The organism is Hymenobacter pini (genome assembly GCF_020421205.1).
Classification (GTDB): Bacteria; Bacteroidota; Bacteroidia; order Cytophagales; family Hymenobacteraceae; genus Hymenobacter; species Hymenobacter pini.
Window position 1 is genome coordinate 148,530 of the sequence record NZ_JAIZZH010000005.1, and the last position, 16,611, is coordinate 165,140.

Genomic DNA, 16,611 nt, shown 5'->3' on the forward strand with positions numbered 1-16,611 from the left:
ACGGTTCAAGGCCGTGTAAAGGCCCAGCATACCCCCGCTTCTGTTATCCAAACCCTACTCCCATCAACCAACAGGCCGGCCCCAATGGAGCCGGCCTGTTGGTTGAAATGCTACCCGGTGCTTATTGCAGCACGAGGCGTTGGGTGGTAACGGCAGCACCGCTTTTCACTTTGAACAAGTAGGTGCCCCGGGCCATGTTACCGGCGTCGAAACGTACTTGGTGCAGCCCCGCCTCTTCGGTGCCGGCTACCAGGGTGCGCACTTTCACGCCCAACGTATTATACACCTCCACACTCACCGGGCCGGGCTGAGCCAGGTGGTAGCTGATGGTAGTAGAGCCGCTGAAGGGGTTCGGGTACGCCACGGTGCTGCGGTCCAGCAGAGTAGCAGCCGTGGTAGCCGTAGTAGTGGTGCTGGCCGTGCCGCGGGCAGCGGTAGGCTGCGTTACGGCATCGTACTGCGGGAACGTGCGGCTCACGATGACGGCAAAATCGGCGCGGGTTACGTTCTGACTGGGCTTGAAGGTAGCGTGCAGCGTGGGCTGCAGGTCGTAGGGGCCCTGCTTGAGCGTATAGTACGCATTGATAAGGTTCAGATCCAGGGCAATGCTCACGTAGCCTTTCAGCGCGGCCGGAATCGAGCCTTCATCGTCTACTGCAATAGTTTGACCGTTTACCTGCACCGTGAGGGGCTGGTTGTTGCGGGCCAGGGCCTGCTGCTCGAAGCCCAGGCTCTGCACCAGGGAGTACGCCAACGAAGCCCGGTTTACCTGCGCATTGGGCGAGAACGTGCCAGTAGCCGTGGGCAGCATCACGCCGCCGTACTGGTGGAACCGGTCACGCTGGGCCGCGCCTTTGGCTACCACCGATTCCGTCAGGAGCACATCGGCGGTCGAGGACACGTCGGTAAACGAACGGGCGCCGCTGAAGGGCAGCAACTGCCGAATGCCCTGGCCCATCAGCAGGTAATCGGCCAGCTGAATGCGGGTAAGCGGGGCATCGGGGCGGAAGCCGTTGCTGAGGCCATCGACCAAGCGGTTGGTTACGGCCAGCTTAATGGCGGCTTCGGCCGGGTGGCCCACAATATCATTGAGATTTGTGGTGCCGGAAGCCGTGAGCAGCGAGATAGTACCGCTTACGGTTTCGGGCGCAGCTACCCCGCGTACACCTTCTACCTGCACCTTCCAGGTGCCCGCAACGGGCGATGCTACGGCCACACTACGGTCGGTGGTTAGCGTGAACGTGACGGGCGTGCCGGAGCTGTAGCGCACTCCGTTGGGGTCCAGCAGCACCAGGTTGGTCAGGTTGCCCGTTTCTCCCAGAATACCCTTCGACGAAATCTTTACTTCCAGGCTGTTGGTGCCGGCACTCACCGGAAACGACACGCTGTTACCCGTGGTAATAGCCGGGTTGAAGTTAATGGTGAACGGGACCGTAGTGGATTGAGCATTTACGCTGCTATTGAAGCGGCGGGCGGCGTTTACCGTGGAGCCATAAAAGCTGGAGCGGAAGGCCTGATCCACGGCGGCGTAGGCATTCACGTAGCCTGCACCCACTTCCCACGACTCGCGGCCGGGCATGTTGGTGGCCGTTTTCTGCAGCAGCTCCTTCACCTGAGCGGGGCTCAAAGAGGGCTTGGCTTCCAGCAGCAGCGCCACAATGCCGGCCACGTGCGGCGTAGCCATGGAAGTGCCGCTGCTGTGGGTGTAGAACGGTACTTCACTGGGCTGCAACACCTCAACATCCTGCTGCGCGCCCAACGACGAAACCGGGGCAATAGCGCGAGTAGACACCACATCAACGCCGGGCGCTACTACCACTGGTTCGTTCTTGAAGGTCCAGGTTTCGCCGTCCATCACAAACGTGCCTTGCTCGCCCCGCACGCCGCGTGAGGAGAAATCGGCCAGCAGCCCGTTCCGGTCGCCGGCACCCACCGAAATAGTCCAGGGCGCAATGGCGTAAGGGTTGTGCGTATCGGCACCGGGGCCTTCGTTGCCGGCCGCAAACACTACTACCATACCCCGGTCGTAGCACTTTTTGGTGGCCACGTTCAGCGGGTTGTTGGGGTCAAAGTCGCCGCTGCTGCCGAAGGAGTTGCTGATAACGCGGATGTTGTACTGAAACTGGTGCGTGAGGGCGTAGTCGAAGCCGCCCATAGCATCGAGCACCAACAGCGCTCCGCCCGAGCCGTAGCCCAGCAAGGAGGCCCCGGGCGCTACACCCTCATACTTGCCGTTGGAGCGGGCTCCGTTACCCCCCACCGTACCGGCGCAGTGCGTGCCGTGGCCGGAGTTGGTATCAGTGTTTGGCACGCCCTCAATGTACGTTACCGGCAGCAGGGTGCTGAGCGAGTTGAGGTTAGTAGAACCCAGCGTATTCTGCACCAGGTGCGAGCCAAACTTGATGTCCTCGTGGGTGCCATCTACGCCGCTGTCGTTGATGAGCACTCCTACTCCCTTACCCGACACGGGCAGGCCGCCGTTGCGGGCCGTCATCTGCTTATCGGTGCGCAGGCGCTTCACACCCGTCAGGTTGGTATCGTCGAAGTTGTAGTAATCGAGCTTTTTGTTGATGTAGAGGGAGCGAACTGCCGGGTTTTGGGCCAGTGCATCTACCTGGGCGGCCGTGGCAATTACCCCCGCCACCGGTAGGGCCTGCAGCGTAACGCCGCGCGTAATGCCCAACCGCTGCAGCAACGACAACTGAGCCAGGCCCGGTGCCCCACTACCATTAAAGGTTACAATTACCTGCGCCGTAGGATTGGTGGCAAGCGCGCTCCGCAGCTCGGGGTCGACGACGGCTTGGGCAAACGACGCACTGATGCCTGTGCCCAACAGCACCAGGGTGAGGTAGAACTTGTTTTTCATGTAGGGTTGCGGTAATAGAAAGGGAGTGAGTGAACGAAGGCGCAACTGCCACTGCAACTTGCAAAACCCACGCGCCCGACTGGCCAGTCTCCGGTGCGTAAAACGTCCTGCATGCAGTTCGTTGCTGTTGCTTCATCTACGCTGCCCTTAGGGGGCCGGATTTTTGGGCAATGAATATTTTTCAATAAAAAGCGTATTTGTTTAAATTATCCACAACAAAAACCACATATAACTACATAAATTCATTCTATAAATTCAAAAATTACTATTTACCAGCACCGTTGAGGCGTAGGTGTATATTTGAGCTATGAATCGGCGCTTCGCCTTTCGGCTTTCTGTGGGCTTGGGCCTATTGCTTTTGCTCCTGTTAGGGCTGGATATGGCCTTCCCGCTGCCGCCCGCGCCGTTGTATTCGCCCATTGTACTGGCCCAGGATGGCACCGTGCTGCACGCCTACCTCAACCCCACCCAAAAGTGGCGGATGAAAACCGAGCTGCGCGAGATTACGCCGGTATTGCGCACGGCCATTCTGGAGAAAGAAGACCGGTGGTTTCAGTGGCATTTTGGAGTGAATCCGGTGGCCTTGGTGCAAGCGGCAGGGCGCAATTTGTTTGGCCAGGGGCGCACCACGGGGGCCAGCACCATCACCATGCAGGTGGCCCGGTTGCTGGAGCCAAAAGAGCGGACTTTCCCGAACAAGCTGCTGGAAATGGCCCGGGCCGTGCAGCTGGAAGCCCATTACAGCAAGGATGAGATTCTGCAGCTCTACCTGAACCTAGTGCCTTACGGGGGCAACGTAGAGGGCGTGAAGTCAGCGGCGCTGCTCTACTTCCAACAGACACCCGACTATCTCTCCCTGGCCCAAACCGTCACACTGGCTATCATCCCGAACCGCCCGCGCGGGCTGGTGCTGGGCAAGAACAATGCGGCCGTGCTGCGGGAGCGGAACCGGTGGCTGCGGCGTTTTGGGGCGGCCGGGCTATTCCCAAAGGAAACCGTGGAAGATGCCCTGCTGGAACCCCTGGACGTGCAGCGCCACCCCGCCCCCACCCTGGCCCCGCACCTTTCGAGGCGGCTGGTGCGGCAGTTTCCGCACCAGGCCATCATTCGCAGCAGCTTGCAGCGCAGCAAGCAAAGCAAGGCCGAAGACCTGACCCTGGGCTACGTGCGCCGCCTCCACGAACTAGGTATTTCGCAGGCGGCTGTGCTGGTGGTGAACAACCGCACCCGGCAGGTGGAGGCATACGTGGGCTCAGCGGATTTCCGGGACTTCGGCAGCCAGGGCCAGAACGACGGGGTGGTGGCGGTCCGCTCCCCGGGCAGCACGCTCAAGCCGTTTCTGTATGCGCTGGCCATGGACCGGGGCTTGGTTACGCCCAAGCAGATGCTGCCCGACGTGCCCACCAACTTCCAGGGCTACCGCCCCGAGAACTTCGATAAACGCTGCAACGGGGAGGTGACGCTGGAGCGGGCCCTGGCCTACTCGCTCAACATTCCGGCCGTGCGCGTGCTTAACCAGCTCGGCGTACCCACCTTCACCGAGAAGCTGCAACAGGCCGGGTTTCAGAATGTGAAGCGTAACCGGGCGCAACTGGGCCTGAGCAGCATTCTGGGTGGTTGCGGGGCTTCATTGGAAGAACTGACGGGGCTGTACGTGACGCTGGCCGATGCCGGGCAGTACGCGCCCCTGCAGCTTACGGCTGGGCGGCAGCGTTCGGCTGGCACCTCGCTCATTTCTGAGTCGGCGGCTTTTTTGACTACCGATATTTTGGCCCAACTCACCCGGCCCGATTTACCGCTGGGGGCGGCCAGCAGCATGCATCTGCCCAAAGTGGCCTGGAAAACCGGCACCAGCTACGGCCGCCGCGACGCCTGGAGCATCGGCTACAACAAGCAGTACACCGTGGGCGTGTGGGTGGGCAACTTCAGCGGCCAGGGCAGCCCCGCCCTTACCGGCGCCGACGTGGCCACGCCCCTGCTGTTCGACCTGTTCAATGCCTTGGCCTACAACTCGCCCAACGACTGGTTTGTGCCCCCCGCCGCGCTGGACTTCCGGCTGGTGTGCGCGGAAAGCGGGCTGGTACCGGGCGAAAACTGCCCCAATCAGGTTATCGACTATTTCCTGCCCAACGTGAGCAGCGGGCTGCGCTGCCAGCACCTGCGCGAAGTATTGATGTCGGCGGATGGCAGCTTCACGTACTGCCGGGCCTGCGCGCCGGCAGCTGGTTACCGGCGGGAGCTGTACCCAAATTTGCTGCCCGAGGTGGCGGCCTATAAGGAAGCCCAGGGCATCCCGTACCGCCGCCTGCCGCCCCATAACCCCCAGTGCCAGTTGGTGCGCGGCGGACCGGAACTAGCTCCCACCATCACCTCGCCCACGGCCAACACCGAATACGTGCTGAACAAGCATGAGCAGCAACAACTGCTGCTCAGCTGCACTACCAACAGCGAAGTGCGCCAGGTGCACTGGTACGTGAACGACCAGTTTCTGCGGACGGCGGCGGCTACCGAGCGGGTATTTTTCCGGCCCCAGCCGGGCCCGCTGAAAATATCCTGCGCCGATGACCACGGCCGCAATACCGACGTGCTGGTAACCGTCACGGAGCTGGAGTAAGGCCAAAAATCTGCTTGTAACAACGTGCAGCAGCCTTTTTTGTGGATGCCATAACCTTTTAGGGCAGCGGCTGGTTTACCCAACTTGTATTCCGTCTGGTTCTGTTGCAACGTAGTGCTGCCGTGGTGTTCAGCCTCAGTTCTCAGATGAATACGCACTGTTATTAGCCGGTCCTTATCCACCCGCTGGCTGATTTCAGGCTCCGCTGGATGCATGCAGCCTACTCCGGACTGGCTGCGTCCATGGAGCAGCCGCTCTATCTACCCCTAGTGGGTCCCCAGCCCTATACCTACCGATTACGCTTCGGCGTAGCCGCTCTTCCTTCCATATGAAACACGTACACCAGACGCTTCGGCTTCTGTTGGGCATTTTGTGGCTGGCCCCTGCCTGGGCACTGGCCCAGCCCACGTCCCCCGTTTTGCCCGCCGATACGGTGCTTACCCTGAATCAGTGCCTGAATGTGGCCCTGGTAAATCAGCCATTAGTACGCCAGGCCCGCATCGACCAGGAAATTACCCGCTCCCAAAACCAGATTGCCTTGGCGGGCTGGCTGCCGCAGGTGGGGCTGCAGGGCACGGCGCAGCACTATTTTCAGCTGCCCTTTACCATCTTCCCCGACCCTACCACCGGCGTGCCTACTCCCCGCCAATTGGGCGTGCGCAACGTAACTACGGTGGGGCTGAGCGGCACGCAGGCCATCTATAACAATGATGTGTACCTGGCCGCCCGTAGCAAGCGGTTCAATAACCAGGCCGCTGAGCAGAACACGGTGAACGTGAAGATTTCCACCGTGTCGGATGTCAGCAAGAGCTTCTACGACGTGCTGCTGGCCCAGCGCCAGCTGGATGTGTTCAGCCAAGATATTGCCCGCCTGCAGCGTAATTACCGCGACGCCCGGGCCCGCTACGACACCGGCATTGCCGACAAAACCGAGTACCTGCAGGCGGAAGTGTCGCTGAATAACTCCCTGGCCGGCCGCAAGCAGGCCCAGGAGGCTATTAAGTCGCGGCTGGCGTACCTGAAGCAGCTGATGGGCCTGCCGCCCGAGCGCCGCCTGGCTTTGCTGTACGACACCCTGCAGCTGGAGTTGGAAGCCACCGCCGATACGGCTGCGGCCCTGAACATCAGCAACCGCATCGAAATTCAGCAGCTGCAAACCGAAAAATCCTTGCAGAACCTGACGGTGGATTACTACCGCTTTGGGTTCCTGCCCTCGTTATCGGCATTTGCCAACTACAACTCGGTGTTTCAGAACAACCAGGTGAGCGAGCAGTACCGCACGCGCTTCCCTAACTCCTATGCCGGCTTGCAGTTGGGCTTGCCCATTTTCACCGGTTTCCGGCGCACCCAGAATATCCGCCGCGCCCGCCTGCAGAATACCCGCCTCGACGAGGATATCACCAACACCCGCAACCAGATTAACACGGAGTACGCCACGGCGCTGGCCAACTATAAGGGCTACTACACGCAGTACGTGCTGGGCAAGCGCAACCTGGAAGCCTCCAAGGAAGTGTACAACGTCATCAACCTGCAGTATCGGGAGGGCATCCGGGCCTACATCGACCTGATTGTGGCCCAAACCACGCTGCGCACTTCCCAGCTTAACTACTATACCGCCCTGTTTCAGCTGCTGAGCAGCAAAGTGGACCTGCTGCGGGCCCGTGGCGAATTGTCTACTGAGTACTAAGAACGTCATGCTGAGCTTGCCGAAGCATCTCTACCGCTTCGTTGCAATGCTGATTAGTTAGCCAGAGGTAGAGATGCTTCGGCTGCGCTCAGCATGACGCACTGAAACACATCTGCTCCAACCACACTCTCCCCTTCCTTTCCGCTGCTCTTAGTTTTTGATATGAACAAGTACCTCCTCAGCCTCTCGTACGCCGCTGGTTTGCTGGCCCTGGCGAGCTGTGGCAAAAAAGAAGATGAAAAAGCCGCCGGTCCGCCGCCGGCCACGCCCGTAACGCTGGTGGACGCCCGCACCACTGAAGCGGTGTACTATGATGAGTACCCCGCCACCGTGGTAGCCCTCAACAACGTGGAGCTGCGCAGCCAGGTGGCCGGCTTTATCACGGGCATTTTCTTTAAGGAAGGCGACGTGGTGCAGAAGGGCAAGCCGCTCTATGAAATTGATCGGCGCAAATACCAGGCCGCCTACCAGCAGGCCCTGGCCGGTCTGCGTAGCACCCAGGCTACCGTGCAGAACGCTAAGGTGAACCTAGACCGGTACCAGCGCCTGGCTCAGCAGGATGCCATTGCCCGTCAGATTGTGGACAATGCCGCTACCAATTACGCTACCACCCAAGCCCAAGTAGCCGAAGCCCAGGCCCAAGTAGCCCTGGCCCGCACCGACCTCGACTACTCCGTAATTAAAGCGCCCTTTACCGGCCGCATCGGCATTTCGCAGGTGCGCCTGGGGGCGCAGGTGAGTCCCGGCACCACTCTGCTCAACACGCTCAGCGCCGAAGACCCCATGGGCGTTGACTTCGTGATTCCCGATACTGACCTGAGCCGCTTTGCCGAGTTGCAACGCCAGGGCGGTGGTCGTGGCGATTCTACCTTCCGCCTGGAGCTGCCCGATGGTACCCGCTACAACCAGCCGGGCCGCATTCTGGCCATTGACCGGGGTGTGGACCAGCAAACGGCCACTGTAACCATCCGAGTGCAGTTTGCCAACCCCGAGCGCAAGCTGAAAGATGGCATGAGCACCGTGCTGCACGTACTCAACCGGCAGTCGGGCCGCCGCCTGGTAATTCCCTACAAAGCCGTGGTGGAGCAGATGGGCGAGAACTTTGTATTTGTGGCCGGGGACAGCAGCAAGGCCGTGCAGCGCAAAGTGCAGCTGGGCCCCCGCCTCCGCGACCAGATTGTCATTATGAACGGCATCAAGGAAGGCGACAAAGTAGTAACTGAGGGCCTGAACCGCCTCCGCGACGGGGGTAAAATCACCACGGCCCCGCCCGCAGCGGCCGGTGCCCCAGCCGCCGGTGCGGCCAAGTAAGCAACTGAACGTCATGCTGAGCTTGCCGAAGCATCTCTACCTCTGGCTAGGCAACACTGCAACGAAGCGGGAGAGATGCTTCGACAAGCTCAGCATGACAGCCTGACGCACTACTAAGCACTAGGCACCACGCACTAAGCACTACAACATGATTGCAGAAACCTTTATCCGGCGTCCCGTCACGGCCATTGTTACCTCGTTGGTAATTGTGCTGGTGGGGGTGCTGGCCATCCTGAACCTGCCCGTGGGGCAGTACCCGGAAATTACCCCGCCCACCGTATCGGTGAGCGGCACCTATACCGGGGCCGACGCCCAAACCGTGGAGCAAACTGTAGCTACGCCCGTGGAGGTGCAGGTGAACGGTACGCCCGGCATGACCTACCTGCAGAGCAACAGCACCAGCAACGGGCAGATGAGCATGACGGTGAACTTCGAAGTGGGCACCGACATCAACATTGCCGCCCTCGACGTGCAGAACCGCGTGGGTATTGCCCTACCCACTCTGCCCCAGGAAGTGCAGCGCCTGGGCCTTACGGTGCGCAAGCGTAACCCCAGCATTCTGATGCTGGTGGCCCTGTACGCGCCCAAAGGCAGCCACAACACCACCTTTCTTGATAACTACGCCAACGTATTCATCAAGGACGCTTTGCTCCGCACTAAGGGCGTGGGCGACATTGTGAGCCGCGCCGACGACTTCTCGATGCGCGTGTGGCTCAACCCCGATAAACTCTCCCAGCTGGGCGTAACGGCCCAGGAGGTATCGGCCGCTATACAGGAGCAGAACGCGCAGATTGCCGCCGGCTCCATTGGAGCCCCGCCCGCCCAAACCGGCCAGACCTTTGAGTACATCGTGTTTGTAAAAGGTCGCCTCACCAACACCGAGGAGTTCGGCAACATCATCGTCAAAACCCGGCCTACGGATGGCTCGGTGGTGTACCTGAAGGACGTGGCCCGGCTGGAGCTGGGCAAGTTCAACTATGCCTCCAACTCCTTCGTGGATGGCAAGCGGGCCGCCTACCTTCTGGTGTATCAAGCCCCCGGTGCCAACGCCCTCGAAACCTTCGAGAATGTGAACAAGACCATGACGGAGCTGAAAAAGAGCTTCCCTACGGACTTGGATTACGTGGTACCCTTCGAGGCGGCTACCGTGGTGAAGGTGTCGATTGAGGAAGTACTACACACGCTTGTAGAGGCCCTGGTGCTGGTGGTTATTGTGGTGTACCTGTTTCTGCAGAGCTGGCGCTCCACCCTCATTCCGGTGCTGGCCATTCCGGTGTCTATCATCGGCACGTTCCTGTTCTTTATCCCGCTGCACTTCACCATCAACACGCTTACCATGTTCGGCTTCGTGCTGGCCATTGGTATTGTAGTGGACGACGCCATTGTGGTGGTGGAAGCCGTGGAGCACAACATGAACGAGCGGGGCATGAGCCCCCTGGATGCCACGCTGGCGGCCATGCACGAAATTTCGGCCCCGGTTATTGCCATTGCCCTCATTCTGGCCGCCGTGTTTGTGCCGGTGGGCTTCATCCCCGGCATCACGGGCCGTTTGTACCAGCAGTTTGCCATTACCATTGCCATTTCGGTGCTGATTTCGGCCTTCGTGGCGCTTTCGCTCACGCCCGCGCTGTGCGTGCTGCTGCTCAAGCCCCACAAGCGCGACGAACACTCCAAGGGCATTGACCGGCTGTTCTACAAGTTCAACACCTGGTTTGATAAGGTCACCAACAAGTACGGTAACGGCGTGGGACGCGGCATCCGCCACTCCCGCTTCGTGGTGATAATTCTGGTGTGCATTGTGGCCGGTACCGGGCTGCTGTTTGCCAATAAGCCTTCGGGCTTTATCCCCACGGAAGACGAAGGCCGCCTGATTGTGACCTTCAACCTGCCCGAAGCGGCTTCCACGGAGCGTACCGTAACCACGCTCAAGGAAATCATGAAGGAACTGAGCCAGGTGAAGGGTATCCGGCACTACGCCGGTCTAGGCGGCCTGAACGCCGTGAACTTCTCCTCCAAATCCAACAGCGGTACGGTGTTCTGCCAGCTGCAGCCCTGGGATGATCGCAAGGACAAAGAACAGCAGCTGCAGGGCCTGATTGCCACCGTGCAGCAGCGCCTCAGCCGCCTGCGCGAGGCCAACGTGGTGGTGATTTCGCCGCCCGCTATTCCGGGTTTGGGCAACACCGGCGGTTTCTCGTTTATCCTGCAGGAGCGCGAGGCCGGCGGCGACGTGAAGGTGTTTGACGCTAACCTCCAGAACTTCCTGGGGGCCCTGCGCAAACGGCCCGAAATTGCCGCCCCGTTCTCGTTCTTCACCGCCAACACGCCCGGCTACCAGCTTACCATTGACCGGGAAAAAGCCAAGAAGCTGGGCGTATCCATTTCCGACATCGGTACGGCCCTGCGCACCTACCTGGGCTCGGCCTACGTGAACGACTTTACGGTGTACGGCCGCAACTTCCGGGTAGTAACCCAGGCCGACAGCATGTACCGCACCGATATCAGCAACCTGGGCCAGTACTACGTGCGCAACACCTCCGGTGGTATGGTGCCGCTGAGCGCCGTAACCAGCTACAAGCGCACCGAGTCGGCTCCGCTGATTTCGCACTATAACCTGTTCCGCTCGGCCGAAATCAACGGCAACGCCGCCCCCGGCTATAGCTCCGGCGACGCCATCAAGGCCCTGCAGGAAACGGCCGCTCAGAGCCTACCCCAGGGTTATGGTTTCGAGTTTTCGGGCCTGAGCCGGGAAGAACTGCTGGCCGGGGGCCAGACGGTGTATATCTTCGCTCTGTCTCTGATTTTCGTATTCCTTTTCTTGGCGGCGCTGTATGAAAGCTGGTCGGTGCCCTTCTCGGTACTGCTGGCCGTGCCGGTGGGCGCGTTCGGGGCTATTCTGGCCCTCACCTTCCTGCCCAAACTCACCAACAACGTGTACGCCCAAATTGGTCTGATTACCCTGATTGGTTTGTCGGCCAAAAACGCCATTCTGATTATCGAGTTTGCCAAGGAGCGGGTGGATAAAGGCATGCCGCTGGTAGATGCCACCCTGGAAGCCGTACGCCTCCGCCTCCGCCCCATCGTTATGACCTCGCTGGCCTTTATCCTGGGCGTGTTGCCGCTGGTGTTTGCCTCCGGCGCGGGTGCGCAAAGCCGCCAAACCATCGGCTGGACGGTACTGGGCGGGATGCTCTCGGCTACGCTGCTGGCCATTTTCATCGTACCGGTGCTGTACGTGCTGATTACGCGCTTTGCTTACGGTAAGGAGAAGCTGGCCGAGCTGGAAGCCAACTACAAGCCCGATGAGGAGCACGGCGGCCCCAAAGAGGAAGGCCCCGGCGAAGGTGACCACTCAGCCGTGCCGCAACCGGCGTAGTAACTGGCCTGTTTGTAAATCATCAAAGTCCCGACAGCATCCGCAGTCGGGGCTTTTTGTTAGCTTATCTCACGGTTTGAGTGGCTCTCATTTAATATAGCTTACGAAATTCACTACCAATTTTTTGCCAGATACCCCGGTAATTGAACAGCCATAGTCGTCCTCTTCCATCGCACCGCAAGTAGGCTTGATCCAACTCTTTCCGGAGCCGAAGCGTATCGGCGGGCTGTTGCGGGCCATTGGCGGTTAATAGGTAATCCGGCGAGTCGCCATAGGCACTACCTTGGCTAGTGAAGTAGATTCGGCCGTTACAAGCACAGACATCGTGTAATTCATTCACTAACGTGGTTACTCCTACCACTTGCCAGCCCCTCTGGTTTCTCTGAAGTAATTGCCCCTGCTTCAGAAATTTGAACTGGTGCTTTGCAAAATAGAAATCGTCTGAAATAGTGTCATTCACCGTGTAATCAAGCTCGGGCAAATGCTGTACTGGCCGCCATGCGCTACCAATCTGGTCCTGCAACTGGTACACGGTTCCGCTATAGGTAACCACTTGTAGCCGTTGACTAGGCTGCGAGTAGATAGAATAAGGAAAGAATATCTGGGGGTCAAACTCGTGCTTAAACCACGTTTTCCCGAAATCAGTGGACAACATCAGGCGAGCATAATCCACCTCGTGTATGCCGCCCCAGCTGTCTAGGCCCCACAACACGCCCTGCTCGTCAATAGTCAGACTTTTGAAGAACACGAAATCAAGGTGGCTTTCTCTATCGTGGAGATGTTGCCAGTGGGTTCCACCATCCGTTGTCAGGGCCAAACCACCACCATGTTTTACGGCTATCAGCGTATCTGCCCCAACCGGCAGTAAATCCGATACCCCACCATTCTGATTCCGGGCGGGTTCCGTGAAAATAAGCACCTCGGAAGGTAAAGCTTCCTTTTGCTGCCTTTCACTTTCCTGACGAGTAGTGCAGGATACCGCTAGTAGAAATAAAGTTACTGCGAATAGCTGATTCATTGGGCGAATCCATTAGGCAAATTCATTTATTAAGCTTAGCAATCAGCTACATAGCCCCAGAACTTAACGAATGGTGATACCAGAATCTTGTCAGCCTGGTAGTAGCACTTGTAATAGATAAGGTACAGAATCAATCCTCACTTATACTTGCGCTGCGTGAAACTACTTTTTTTGGTTTTGGGGTTTGTTGCCCTGTCATCATTTATGGCTTCTGCCCAAACCCAGCCCGTATTACCGCTATATACTGGCCCGGTACCCAACTCCAGACCCAGCAAGGTGCGGGAGGTGGTGGAAAAACAGGCGGGCGGCAGCATCCGGATTTCCAACGTCACGGAGCCGACGCTTACTGTCTTTCGGCCCGCGCAGCCCAACGGCACGGCCATCATCATCTGCCCCGGGGGTGGCTACGCCCGCCTGGCCATGGACCACGAGGGCTACAATGTGGCCCGCCGCCTCACCGACTGGGGTATTACCGCCTTCGTGCTGAAATACCGCCTGCCCAACGCCGAAAGCCAACTGGACAAGTCTACCGCCCCGCTGCTGGACGCCCAACAGGCCCTGCGGCTGGTGCGGCAGCGCAGCCAGGAGTACGGCCTAAATCCTGCGCGCATCGGGCTGATGGGCTTCTCGGCGGGTGGGCACTTGGCCGCCACGGCTGGCACGTTCAGCGCTACGTCTGTCGCGCCTGATTTTCTCGTGCTGCTCTACCCGGTTATCAACTTCTCGGATAGTCTGGCGCATCTGGGTTCCCGCACCAATCTGTTGGGCGAATACCCCACCGCCGCTCAAATTCAGCTGTATTCCGCCGATGCCCAGGTAACGGCCCAAACGCCGCCGGTCTTTCTGGTGCACGCCCAGGATGATGCCGTAGTGAAAGTGCAGAATAGCCTGCGGTTTTACGAAGCCTGCCTGCACCACCAGGTGCCCGTGGAAATGCACCTGTACCCCAAGGGCGGCCACGGTTTCGGTATGCACAACACTACCACCAAAGATGAGTGGATGGACCGCCTACGCAACTGGCTGACGGCCGGCGGCTGGCTGCGCTAGAAAAGCTCCTCCCAACTGGCCTCTTGCCCATTCCACCACACCTGGGTTCCTGGCAAAACAGGCTCGGCACCTTCCTGGGTGAGCAGCAATGCGCGGGTTTCGGGCTCGTTGGGGCGGCTGATTTCCTCCACACTGGCTACTGCCATAGTCTGCTGGCCGTTGGGCAGCCGCAGTTGCACCTTTAGTGCCGTGTGCAAGTCTAAAAGTTGCAGCGTCGGCACCGCCGCAGTAGGTAACAACAGCACTCCTAAGCCTGTCAGAGAAAAACTTTCGGCTACCTCAAAAAGTTGTTGTTCATTCATTCCGTGGAATACGCAAAACTTGCTTTATCAGCCGTCTACGGGCCTTTTATGATGAATTACACTTGCTGGGTCTACTACCTAATTGCGGGTGCAGTTGAGCTAAACCTGAGGCTGGTTCTGGCCGTATTGGCATGGTGCTTGCAAAACCACGTTCAGGGTCACAACACAACCGGCCCGCTGAACCTAATATTCTCTCGACATGAAAAAGGTAAGTTTGCTTCTCGCCCTGGTTATGTTCTTCACCACCATTGCCAGCAGCTTTGCGCAGGACCGCAAGGTTAGCTCCAGTGCCAAAGGCGCCATCATTGGCGGTTTGGGTGGCGCTGCCGCTGGTGCCCTTATTAACAAAAAGAACCGTGTAGTAGGTGGCGCCGTAGGTGGCGTAGCCGGTGGTGCCATTGGCTACAGCATTGGCCGCAACGCCGATAACAAGCGCCGCGCCGAAGCGGCCCGCGTAGCCGCCGCCCGTCGGGCCGAAGCTCGTCGTGCCGCTGCGTACCGCCAGGGTATTGCCCAGGGCCGCAGCCAGGCCGCTGCCCGTGCTGCTGCCGTAGCCGCCGCTCCTGCCGCTACCGCTCCAGCCATGATGAGCAGCTTCTCGGCTCCCGGTGCCGCTCCTACCACGCTGGCTATGAGCTCGGCCTACCTGCCGAACACCGCCTATGGTGCCCGCGACGCCGCTTACCCTACGTCGGAAGTTCGTCGTAAGAGCTGGTAATCCGGTTTCCTTCGTTAGCTTCAAAGCCCAGGCCCCCGGGCCTGGGCTTTCTGTTCCCCTTGCTTTTCTCCCGTTCAGCCCTCACCTAACCTCTGTTCCCATGAAACCCATTTTTGGTTTTCTGCTAGCCGGCGCTGTGCTGGCTTCCTGCTCCACGCCCAAAGCCGATGATGCTGCCGCTGCTGTAAACGTGCAAAGCCTCAATCAGCAGTTCATTGGTGCTTGGAATGCAAAAAATACCGCTCAATTGGACACCCTGCTGGCCGACGACGTGCAATATGCCCAGGGCGCCACGCGCTTCAACGGCAAGTCGGAAGTGTCGGATAAATGGGTACGGGCCACGCTCGGCACCATTTCTAACCTAAAAACCTACACCACTTCCACCGGCACCGATGCTAATACCGCCTACGAAGCGGGCACCTTCTCTACCGACGTAGAGCCCGAAGGCCCCGGCCAACCCCGCGGCGAAGGTGAAGGCAACTTCATTCTGCTGTGGAAGAAGAATAAGAAAAATGCCTGGAAGCTCAGCTACGTGCAGCTCGAAGGCCTACCGGTGAAAGTGGCCAACTAGGCTACCTTTCCCCATAAACGACAAGCCCCGACCAGATTGGTCGGGGCTTGTCGTTTATGGTCACTACATTAATGGGCTACTAGTGGTCTTTCTGGCTGGAGTGGTGGCCGCCACTGCCGCCGAGTGCGCCCTCAATTTTGGTGGTTACCGTCCCAATCAACGAGTCTACGGTAGTCATCTGCTCTTTCTGGGCGAAGGCGCTGGGCACGGGCGGTGCCAGCTTCGGAACTCCACCTAGTGGGGCGGCCTTCTCAACGTGGAACTCGCCTTTGCCATCCAAGGACGGACCCTGCGTCCAGCGGCCGCCCGTGGTGGTTTCGTTGCCAATATAGGTGCTTACGAAGGCATAGTTGAAGCCCTGCACTTCCTCGCTCTGCGGGAAGCTATTAGGCACCGGCAGGGCATTCAGACCACCATTTTCTTCGATTACGGCCAGCCACTGCTGCTGGTGCATGGTGTCGCGGGCAATCAGGAAGGATAGGAAGTCTTTCATCCCGGCGTCATCCGTCATGTGCCAGAGGCGGGTGGCCAGGGTGCGGCCCGTAGCTTCGGCGGCCACGTTGCTGTACATATCGGCCACAATATTGCCGCTGCCTACTATCCAAGAGCCATTGAAGGGCACGCCGTTGGTATCCGTAGCCAGGGCCGCCATACCCGACGAGAGGATGTGGCGCGGGTCCATGCCACCCAGGATAGCGCCTACTACCTTGTCCCCGGCAAATTCCTCCTGCAAACTGGTGGGGGCACCTTCCAGGTTGAGCGCTACGGCCGTGGCCAGCATCTCAATGTGGCTGATTTCCTCGGTGCCGGTTTCCAGCAGCATGTTGCGGTATTTCTCGGGGCCGCGGGAGCCCCAGGCTTGAAACAGGTACTGCAGGCACACCCGAATTTCACCTTCGATGCCGCCAATGGCTTGCTGCAGCATGCGGGCAAATGCCGGGTTGGGTTTGTCAACACGGACTTTGTACTGGAGCTCTCTATCGTGGTAAAACATACGCTTAGGTGGTGATTGGTACTTCTACAGCCTGGCTTCCCCGTGAAGCAGACAGTAAGAGTACGCCTCCCAAACGCCTTATAACCACTCAATAACTACGGATTTCT

Annotated in this window: 11 protein-coding genes; 7 read left to right on the forward strand and 4 right to left on the reverse strand. The window is 59.1% G+C overall.

Annotated features, from left to right (window positions below):
- Positions 1 to 121 precede the first annotated feature (121 nt).
- The gene (locus tag LF252_RS18655) at positions 122 to 2,866 is read right to left on the reverse strand and encodes a S8 family serine peptidase (RefSeq protein WP_226271107.1); all 2,745 of its coding nucleotides are present in this window, start codon (positions 2,864 to 2,866) and stop codon (positions 122 to 124) included.
- A gap of 358 nt (positions 2,867 to 3,224) precedes the next feature.
- Between LF252_RS18655 and pbpC the strand changes: the two genes are divergently transcribed.
- The 4 genes from pbpC (at position 3,225) to LF252_RS18675 (ending at position 11,854) form a co-directional block, all read left to right on the forward strand.
- The gene (pbpC, locus tag LF252_RS18660; protein WP_226271108.1) at positions 3,225 to 5,480 is read left to right on the forward strand and encodes a penicillin-binding protein 1C; all 2,256 of its coding nucleotides are present in this window, start codon (positions 3,225 to 3,227) and stop codon (positions 5,478 to 5,480) included.
- A gap of 328 nt (positions 5,481 to 5,808) precedes the next feature.
- The gene (locus LF252_RS18665; protein ID WP_226271109.1) at positions 5,809 to 7,167 is read left to right on the forward strand and encodes a TolC family protein; all 1,359 of its coding nucleotides are present in this window, start codon (positions 5,809 to 5,811) and stop codon (positions 7,165 to 7,167) included.
- A gap of 162 nt (positions 7,168 to 7,329) precedes the next feature.
- On the forward strand, positions 7,330 to 8,478 hold the full coding sequence (locus tag LF252_RS18670) for an efflux RND transporter periplasmic adaptor subunit (RefSeq protein ID WP_226271110.1): 1,149 nt from the start codon (positions 7,330 to 7,332) through the stop codon (positions 8,476 to 8,478).
- 148 nt (positions 8,479 to 8,626) lie between these two features.
- A complete protein-coding gene (locus LF252_RS18675; protein WP_226271111.1) occupies positions 8,627 to 11,854 on the forward strand; it encodes an efflux RND transporter permease subunit in 3,228 nt (1,075 codons plus the stop codon).
- A 91-nt stretch (positions 11,855 to 11,945) separates the two neighbouring features.
- On the opposite strand, the gene LF252_RS18680 is transcribed toward LF252_RS18675, so the two are convergent.
- Positions 11,946 to 12,872 (reverse strand): WD40/YVTN/BNR-like repeat-containing protein, encoded by a 927-nt coding sequence (locus tag LF252_RS18680; RefSeq protein WP_226271112.1) that lies wholly within the window; start codon positions 12,870 to 12,872, stop codon positions 11,946 to 11,948.
- A gap of 204 nt (positions 12,873 to 13,076) precedes the next feature.
- Between LF252_RS18680 and LF252_RS18685 the strand changes: the two genes are divergently transcribed.
- Positions 13,077 to 13,919: an alpha/beta hydrolase gene (locus LF252_RS18685; protein WP_226271113.1), complete on the forward strand. Its 843-nt coding sequence runs from the start codon at positions 13,077 to 13,079 to the stop codon at positions 13,917 to 13,919.
- Here the strand turns inward: LF252_RS18685 and LF252_RS18690 are convergent.
- Positions 13,916 to 14,116, reverse strand: a complete 201-nt coding sequence (locus LF252_RS18690) for a hypothetical protein (protein WP_226271114.1) — start codon at positions 14,114 to 14,116, stop codon at positions 13,916 to 13,918. The genes LF252_RS18685 and LF252_RS18690 overlap by 4 nt on opposite strands.
- Positions 14,117 to 14,420: 304 nt before the next feature.
- Here LF252_RS18690 and LF252_RS18695 point away from each other — a divergent pair, with 304 nt between their 5' ends.
- The gene (locus tag LF252_RS18695) at positions 14,421 to 14,939 is read left to right on the forward strand and encodes a YMGG-like glycine zipper-containing protein (protein WP_226271115.1); all 519 of its coding nucleotides are present in this window, start codon (positions 14,421 to 14,423) and stop codon (positions 14,937 to 14,939) included.
- A gap of 100 nt (positions 14,940 to 15,039) precedes the next feature.
- Entirely contained in the window at positions 15,040 to 15,510 is a 471-nt protein-coding gene (locus LF252_RS18700; RefSeq protein ID WP_226271116.1) for a nuclear transport factor 2 family protein, read from the forward strand.
- A gap of 79 nt (positions 15,511 to 15,589) precedes the next feature.
- Here the strand turns inward: LF252_RS18700 and LF252_RS18705 are convergent, their stop codons facing one another.
- Positions 15,590 to 16,504 (reverse strand): manganese catalase family protein, encoded by a 915-nt coding sequence (locus LF252_RS18705; protein WP_226271117.1) that lies wholly within the window; start codon positions 16,502 to 16,504, stop codon positions 15,590 to 15,592.
- Positions 16,505 to 16,611 lie beyond the last annotated feature (107 nt).

What these genes read in the sequence shown, in the direction of transcription:
- LF252_RS18655 (WP_226271107.1), bottom strand. Translation starts at nt 2,866, where the DNA reads ATGAAAAACAAGTTCTACCTCACCCTGGTGCTGTTGGGCACAGGCATC.
- LF252_RS18665 (WP_226271109.1), top strand. Translation starts at nt 5,809, where the DNA reads ATGAAACACGTACACCAGACGCTTCGGCTTCTGTTGGGCATTTTGTGG.
- LF252_RS18670 (WP_226271110.1), top strand. Translation starts at nt 7,330, where the DNA reads ATGAACAAGTACCTCCTCAGCCTCTCGTACGCCGCTGGTTTGCTGGCC.
- LF252_RS18675 (WP_226271111.1), top strand. Translation starts at nt 8,627, where the DNA reads ATGATTGCAGAAACCTTTATCCGGCGTCCCGTCACGGCCATTGTTACC.
- LF252_RS18680 (WP_226271112.1), bottom strand. Translation starts at nt 12,872, where the DNA reads ATGAATCAGCTATTCGCAGTAACTTTATTTCTACTAGCGGTATCCTGC.
- LF252_RS18685 (WP_226271113.1), top strand. Translation starts at nt 13,077, where the DNA reads ATGGCTTCTGCCCAAACCCAGCCCGTATTACCGCTATATACTGGCCCG.
- LF252_RS18695 (WP_226271115.1), top strand. Translation starts at nt 14,421, where the DNA reads ATGAAAAAGGTAAGTTTGCTTCTCGCCCTGGTTATGTTCTTCACCACC.
- LF252_RS18700 (WP_226271116.1), top strand. Translation starts at nt 15,040, where the DNA reads ATGAAACCCATTTTTGGTTTTCTGCTAGCCGGCGCTGTGCTGGCTTCC.
- LF252_RS18705 (WP_226271117.1), bottom strand. Translation starts at nt 16,504, where the DNA reads ATGTTTTACCACGATAGAGAGCTCCAGTACAAAGTCCGTGTTGACAAA.